Origin of the sequence: Solimicrobium silvestre, from assembly GCF_002976435.1 — a bacterium.
In the GTDB taxonomy this organism is placed as follows: Bacteria; Pseudomonadota; Gammaproteobacteria; order Burkholderiales; family Burkholderiaceae_D; genus Solimicrobium; species Solimicrobium silvestre.
The window spans coordinates 1-531 of the sequence record NZ_PUGF01000066.1 but is presented as its reverse complement, the minus strand read 5'-3'; the positions used below and the strand labels follow the sequence as shown (position 1 = coordinate 531).

Sequence of the window (531 nt, the reverse complement as noted above, 5' to 3'; positions counted from 1 at the left end):
GAATTTGCGTTAACCGACTCAGTACGTCGTAGGTATAGGTCGTGGTTTGTCCTTTGGCATCGGTGCTGCTGGTCAGGTTACCGGCGGCGTCAAATAAGCGTTGGGTGGTGCCGGTATCGGGACTGGTGAGTGCCGTTTGGTTGCCCAGTCCATCGAGCTGATAGGTGGTCGTCAGTGATCTGGGATCGGTGACGCCAATCAACTGGCTTTGGCCGTTGTAGCTTAATTGGGTGAGGCCTTGGTTGGCGTCCGTGCCTTGCGTGCGACGATTTAAGCCATCGTAGGCATAGCGGGTGACGTTACCTAATGGGTCGGTCACCGTGGTCAGGTTGCCCATTGCGTCATAGGCGTAATGGGTGGTGGTGACTTGTGGTGTTTGTGCTCCGGCTAACCCAGACAAGCTCACTAGTCCCAGCGTCGCTAAGAGGGTTAGGGATCGGTTTAATTTACAACGACAGATAGGCGCCTGCATTATTGAGCTCCAGTGATTTGTTGAAGACGGTTTAGGGCATCCACCACGCGGCTGATCTG

Annotated in this window: 1 pseudogene; it reads right to left on the bottom strand. The window is 54.6% G+C overall.

The features are described from left to right. Positions 1–472, bottom strand: a pseudogene (locus S2091_RS23745) (hypothetical protein); the annotation flags it as partial. Positions 473–531: the final 59 nt, after the last annotated feature.